General features: G+C 60.0%; 1 pseudogene. It reads left to right on the top strand.

Going from position 1 to position 265, the window contains the following annotated elements:
- Positions 1–191 (top strand): annotated as a pseudogene (locus SB765_RS30425) (nitrate ABC transporter substrate-binding protein); the annotation flags it as partial.
- Positions 192–265: the final 74 nt, after the last annotated feature.

The following is a 265-nucleotide window of genomic DNA, read 5'->3' as shown; positions in this document are numbered from 1 at the left end:
CCAGCGATCCCGACTACCTCGCGGTGGCGCGCCAGATCAACCGCATCGACATCTACAAACAGGCCGCCAGCGCAGTCGCACAGGTTGCACTGCCCGCCAGTGAAATGCGCAGCAGTACCTTCATCGACGGCAAGGTCTGGGATGGCAGCGATCCTGCCGCCTATGCCGCCAGTTTCGCTATCAAACGTTAAGAGAGGTTGCTATGAAAACTGACGCGCGCGCCCTGGCGCAGCCGGTGCAGAATCACAACAGTGCCACCGTTATT

Origin of the sequence: Pseudomonas sp. SIMBA_067, from assembly GCF_046534675.1 — a bacterium.
In the GTDB taxonomy this organism is placed as follows: domain Bacteria; phylum Pseudomonadota; class Gammaproteobacteria; order Pseudomonadales; family Pseudomonadaceae; genus Aquipseudomonas; species Aquipseudomonas putida.
Note: the sequence above shows the minus strand (reverse complement) of the source record. Positions and strands in the feature narration are given on the sequence as shown.